The organism is Coleofasciculus sp., from assembly GCF_046565525.1.
GTDB lineage: Bacteria > Cyanobacteriota > Cyanobacteriia > Cyanobacteriales > Coleofasciculaceae > Coleofasciculus.
On sequence record NZ_JBKHUP010000204.1, the window covers coordinates 1 to 5,629 of the forward strand.

Sequence of the window (5,629 nt, forward strand, 5' to 3'; positions counted from 1 at the left end):
TAGTTATTAACTGGGGGCGCAAACTGAAAAATAAGGGTAATGCTCTTATCACAGTTTAAATGCATGACAGCTTACTCTGCCTGAATAAGGGCTTAGTGTGGCTCCTGTGTTGCTGAAGTTTAGCTGAAGTTCAGCTAAATCACGTCTGAATTTAGCCTGTTTTAGTTCTCGTTCAGCATTCTCTCGCTGAACTTCCATCACTTTGGACTGATAGTCGCTCAGTCGAGAAAGGTAGTCAGATTTGGCGGTTTGCAGGGAGAGCGATCGCCTGATTCAGCACTTGCTCAGACCTTACGCGCTCCAACGCAAGTGCTTGACGTTCCCGAATGATGTCTCTGTCCATCACTTGGATCAGTTCTTCCTTTCGGAAACGGTACTCAGGTAATGGGGTTTGATTTAAACTGGCTAACATCGCCCTCGCTGATTCAACCGCCGCGACTTCGGCTGAGTAATCTGCAATGGGTGGTGAGGGTGGAATCGGGACAGGTTGGTTAGTTGCGATCGCTAACTCTAATTCCCTTCTCTTAGTCAAGAGAAATTTCCTCTCGTCTGGGTTGTCCACCAGGACTTGACCGATTTTGACCCTATCGCCTTCCTCAACCTGGATGTTCTCCAGCTTGGCGACGGTGGCTGATACTGTGTGACGGGTTCGGGTGCGGATGGGTTCAGATTTTTCTTGTACAGACGTTGCATGCAACGTCTCTACATCATTACCCGCGATTGCGCTTCGCGCACTGCCAGAGGCAATCGCCCAGTTTTTTCGCTTAGCTTTATTCCCATTGGTGAACAGTAACAGCCCGACGAGGGCAATGATTAGCCACTTATTCATAGACTTTTACCTCCAGCGTTCCGATTGCCCACTGATTCTCTAACGCTTGCATGGCTTGCGGTACGGGGCAATAGTTTAAGGTGACTTTCGAGCCAGAGATAGTGAGGATTTCTCCCGGTGCTGTGTCCACCTGGGGCATGGCTTCTGGCATATCCACATCCACAGAACCGCTTAAATACGCCTCGCCCCTGACTGTTTTTAACTTGGTATTGACTTCCTCGTCATCAAACGTGAGTTGTTGAGTGGTAACTGTGACGGGTTTGCCGACTTCCAGCTTGAGCGATGAGGTAATCAGGGATTTTCCGACATGATGGACTTTTGTTCCATCAGTTAAGATAAACCCGGAATCCTCACCAACGACTAGAAATCGACCTGACACCGGGGCGCGATCGCTCTTCTGATATCCCTCAACTTCTGCCCAGATGCGATGATTGGCGGCGTTCTGGTTATAGGTTTTCATGATTCCTGGGTCTTTGAGTCCCAAGGAGGTTGTAGCTGTTTGCACGATTCCACCGCTGGCATTAAAGTGTAGCGATATCAGCAACACCAAAACTGATACTGCCATCACCCAGTATTCCCCGCGTCCCCCAGTTTTGAGCCTGCGCCGGGGGTTCGACCCGCAGACACACCAGACGGGTTCGGGATAAAATAACTGGACGCCTTGCTTGGTGAAGGTGTCAGCGAAGCAGCTAATAAAGTAACCTAACGGGATTGCGATCGCGACTTTTACCGGATATGTCAGGATGAGCCAGGACAACCACGTCAGTAATGCGATCGCGGCGGTGGCTAAGAGTGAATGAGTGATGGAACGATGGGGAAATCGGGCTTCTATCCAACTGGCGATGGGGTAGAACATCGAACCGATTGTGCTTTCGGTGGTGTCGATGTCGGGTAATTGGCTGCTTAAGATGGCGACTCCCAGGACGACTGGATCAGCCGATTGTAAGATTAAACTGGTTGCGGTTGCCGAGATAACGGCGTGAGTTACACTCATCATTGTCCTAGTCTCCTACGTGAACCGCGCACTCTCCCCAGTTGCTTGAGCATCATCCCAATTATTAGAGCGCATCCACCCACGATGTATAACCCGCGATCGCAGGTTCCCATGCCAATAAATCTCACTATTGACAATGCCATGATGCCACTAATGACGATTGGCGAGATGTCCAAGTATTGGGCGTGTTCGGGATTCTCTGGGTTCAAGCCCAGGGCTTCCGCCCTTAATACTTTTCGGGCTAATGTCGGGTTCTGTCCGGCTAAGGGTTGAAGCTTCGCCAGCCGCTTCTCGTCAATGCTGATTCCCAGTCGTTGGGCTTCTTGTCTCATCCGTTCCCGGATGTCGCGATCGCTCGGTGGCGATAGTTCTATCTCTAAAGTCTCTAGAAAAATGTCGCGGCTGGGATTGGTGATGGCAAATAAGCATAGTTTTAACCCGTCTGCCATTAAGTCTTGTAACCAATATCGAATCCCCGCTGGGAGGCGTTTGGCTTCGGGGAGGATGAAGATTAATTCATCGGAAGTCTGGTCTCGTATCGCTTCTTTTAATTCTTCTAGGGTAAGCTTTCTTTCTCCAACGATTTCGCCGTCTTCGTTGAGTTTATCTTCAACTGTATCCACGCCCATTTGGTTAGCAATTGAGACGAGGAAGTTTTTTCCACTTCCTTTATATGTGGCTAAGATTGCGCCGAATTCTTCAGCTAAAACGACGGGAAATCCATCGGCTAATCCTAATTCCCCTAGAACTAAAACTGACTGACCGGCTTCTAATATTGATTTAATTAGGTGGTAGTCTTTCGTCTGTGCCTCTGTAAAATGTCTGAGGCTAGCGCTGCCTGATTTGGCTTTGGGTGAGCGACTTCTCGCACTTCCTCCACCTTAGCCCGTAAGTCTTCGGGTAGGTCATTTTCAGACATCATTGAGGCTAGATTTAGAGCGACTAAATCTGGATGGGTAGCATAGTATGCCTTGAGTTCAGCCGCGTGGCGGAAGATTTCCGATTCTGGGGTTTCGGGTTCTGGAGGGGGATCGGGTATGGCTAATCCCTCAATATCCTCGCTCGTGGATTCTTCAGTTTCTCGCTTGTCGATCGCTCCGTTGAGCCGGGGTTAATTTTCCTCTCTGTTTTGAATAGGTCTTCATACGTGGTGTTGGTTTGATCCGCCAGTCGGGAGAGTGTGGAGGGTTTCGGCTTCTGTGTCGCCCTCGCTGGCTGCTGGGAAACGTGACATCCATATTTTCATATTTGAGGAGAGTTTTTTAAAGTTTTGATGAAGATGAAATTATTTCTTAGCAATAAGTTTATTTTATGTATTTGACGTATTTGCGTTGTTTCCGGAATTTCTTTGGCTTAATAATTGTAAGTATTTGGGTAGATTGAAACCCTTGTCAGTCCTCGAACCATACCCATTAAAGCTAAAACTCTTTATCTGTATAGGTTTGACGCAATTTAAACCTCATTTTTTTGTCTAAGTACCGTTAATTTTAATCTTAATAATTAGTTACATATATAAGCATGGATTAAGTGTAAATTTATAAAGCATTGATGAAGATAAAATTCTAGCTATTCCGCAAATGCTAATTCGGTTTATTATTCTGGCAGAGTAAATCAGCTTCAGTCTAAAAAAGGGTATTATGAAAAACAAAAGGACGAGCTTATCAATTATATTTACAAGTATTGCTACGACGGTTACCCTTGGTCTTTCAATACGTGCAGAAGCAGCAGACCTCAGTATCGGGCTAAACTTCACCAGTAGTACATTTGGTGTGGATAGTGGCTTCCGACCACCTGACACAATGGGTGGAGTTGGTTCAGATCATATTGTTGAACTAATTAATGGACGGTATTCGGTCTACGAAAAAGCTACAGGTACGCGAGTTCAGACCAGTTCACTCGACCAGTTTTGGAGGGATGCTGGAGTGAATTTTAGCAGCTTCACCTTCGATCCTCGATTGCTATATGACCCCTTCAGTGAACGGTGGTTTGCCGCTTCTGTGGATAACGCCAGGAGAGACAACAACTTTCTGTTAGCCGTATCCAATTCTTCCGATCCCACTGCGGGTTGGACTGGCGTGGCAATTGACAGTGACTCCAGAAACCAGCGCTGGGCAGATTATCCGACCTTAGGATTCGACGGAGACGGGGTTTATCTGGCGGCTAATATGTTTCCCATTTCTGGTCGTGGTGCTTTTGGTTTAACGACAACGATTGTAGCAGTACCAAAAAATGATTTGCTGGCAGCGACACCAACAGCCACTATCGCAACGGAATTAGAAAACATTATTTCCGACGCCACAGTACCTTCTGAACAACCTATTACTAATCCACAACTGGCAGTGCCGGAGAATGAACTCCTACCAGGAACACCAACGGCTTCTATTGTGCCAGAAGATGTCTTGCCCGCTGCAACATCGGCAACTGTTAATGCAACTCTATTCGAGAATAATTCGACCTCTATCACAGGATTTACAGTGCAACCTGTTGTCGATTTGGACAATACAGGTTTACCCGCAGCGCTGTTGTCTAGCTTCAGAACATCGTCCGGTTTGTTCAAGCGCTCAAATATCATCGGAGATATAAACTCACCAACGCTTGATACCTCAGACGGACTCATTTCTGTAGAACCGTTCTTTTCCAAGTCTAGTGCTGAACAGCCTGGTCCAAAAAAGAATCTTGAAATAGCCAACGGCAGCATTTTCCATGGGAATGTAGTGTTGCAGAATGGAGCTTTCTGGGGGGTGCAAACTGTGAACAACGCGGGGCGGGCAGCACTTCGCTGGTTCCAGATTGATGCCACCACTAACTTACTCATGCAAGAAGGTCTGATTAGTGATCCAAATCTCGATTTCTACTACGGCTCCATTGCAGTCAACGATTTTGATGATGTTGTGATTGGTTTCAGTGGGTCTGGTGAAAATCAGTTCGTTAGCAGCTATGCCGCGCTGGGTCAAACTTCTGGTGGAATGACCACCTTCGATACTCCACTGCTACTTAAAGAAGGTGTTGATGACTATCAGATTGGTACAGGTCGTAACCGCTGGGGAGATTACAGCGCGACCACTATTGATCCGACTGATCCTTTTACCTTCTGGACATTTCAGGAGTTTGTTTCGGCAGAGAACCGATGGTCTACGCAGATTACTGAGCTGAAAATTGCCAGCACGACCGTCCCAGAACCTGCCTCTGTGTTAGGCGTGTTAACTTTTGGTGCTTTCGGTGCTACTTCGCTGAAGCGCAAAAACAAAAATTAATATATTCCACGAGTGGTACAGCGATCGCACTCCCTCCCCCAACCCGTCAAACTCCCAACCCGACAGCGTTTCAGGTTTCGGGCAAGGTAGCGATCGCCCCAAACGCATTGTCAGATAAATTAGACAAATTCAGCATAAATAAACATCTCGACTCCTAATCCGATTAAAAGTAGAAGCTCTCCCCAGGATAGAATTGTCACACCTAAAGGAGGTTTTGGAACCAGAAACCAGAATGCTGCTAAAGCAATTATGCCTGAACAGACAAACGTAATCTCATCTACAATTAATTGCTGGATCTTGCGGCGTTTGCGGTGTTTATCAGTACGGTGAACCATCTCCCAACCAAAGAGGGTTTCATTGTCCCCATAACCTATGTGTTCCTTCACCTTATCTACCAGCTTATAGCTAATGTATCTACCGATCGCCGAAATCTTTTCATCGTTAACAACATACGTCCAACCCAGAATCAGGCATACCCCGCATTTCTCACAAAAGGCGTGATTGCGAATAGCAGAAACCTTACCAGACAAGGATTTAAGCCCATTTCTTCAC

Annotated in this window: 6 protein-coding genes; 1 reads left to right on the top strand and 5 read right to left on the bottom strand. The window is 46.9% G+C overall.

Translation table 11 applies throughout. The annotated features are described in order from the left end of the window. Positions 1–235: 235 nt before the first annotated feature. The 4 genes from ACLGGO_RS34845 to ACLGGO_RS34860 form a co-directional block, all read right to left on the bottom strand. Positions 236–829, bottom strand: coding sequence for a hypothetical protein (locus ACLGGO_RS34845; RefSeq protein ID WP_446422748.1), 594 nt, complete (start codon positions 827–829; stop codon positions 236–238). Further along, positions 822–1,826, bottom strand: a complete 1,005-nt coding sequence (locus ACLGGO_RS34850) for a metal-dependent hydrolase (RefSeq protein WP_446422749.1) — start codon at positions 1,824–1,826, stop codon at positions 822–824. The genes ACLGGO_RS34845 and ACLGGO_RS34850 overlap by 8 nt, the downstream gene beginning before the upstream one ends. Next, positions 1,823–2,452: a hypothetical protein gene (locus tag ACLGGO_RS34855; protein WP_446422750.1), complete on the bottom strand. Its 630-nt coding sequence runs from the start codon at positions 2,450–2,452 to the stop codon at positions 1,823–1,825. The genes ACLGGO_RS34850 and ACLGGO_RS34855 overlap by 4 nt, the downstream gene beginning before the upstream one ends. Before the next feature lie 155 nt (positions 2,453–2,607). After that, on the bottom strand, positions 2,608–2,745 hold the full coding sequence (locus ACLGGO_RS34860; RefSeq protein WP_446422751.1) for a hypothetical protein: 138 nt from the start codon (positions 2,743–2,745) through the stop codon (positions 2,608–2,610). 847 nt (positions 2,746–3,592) lie between these two features. On the opposite strand from ACLGGO_RS34860, the gene ACLGGO_RS34865 reads away from it, so the two are divergent. Further along, positions 3,593–5,077, top strand: a complete 1,485-nt coding sequence (locus ACLGGO_RS34865) for a PEP-CTERM sorting domain-containing protein (RefSeq protein WP_446422752.1) — start codon at positions 3,593–3,595, stop codon at positions 5,075–5,077. A 119-nt stretch (positions 5,078–5,196) separates the two neighbouring features. On the opposite strand, the gene ACLGGO_RS34870 is transcribed toward ACLGGO_RS34865, so the two are convergent. After that, positions 5,197–5,607, bottom strand: a complete 411-nt coding sequence (locus tag ACLGGO_RS34870) for a hypothetical protein (RefSeq protein WP_446422753.1) — start codon at positions 5,605–5,607, stop codon at positions 5,197–5,199. Between the last annotated feature and the right edge of the window lie 22 nt (positions 5,608–5,629).

Bases quoted from the DNA above. Each gene is read 5' to 3' on its own strand.
- ACLGGO_RS34845 (WP_446422748.1), bottom strand. From the start codon at position 829: ATGAATAAGTGGCTAATCATTGCCCTCGTCGGGCTGTTACTGTTCACC.
- ACLGGO_RS34850 (WP_446422749.1), bottom strand. From the start codon at position 1,826: ATGATGAGTGTAACTCACGCCGTTATCTCGGCAACCGCAACCAGTTTA.
- ACLGGO_RS34855 (WP_446422750.1), bottom strand. From the start codon at position 2,452: ATGGGCGTGGATACAGTTGAAGATAAACTCAACGAAGACGGCGAAATC.
- ACLGGO_RS34860 (WP_446422751.1), bottom strand. From the start codon at position 2,745: ATGATGTCTGAAAATGACCTACCCGAAGACTTACGGGCTAAGGTGGAG.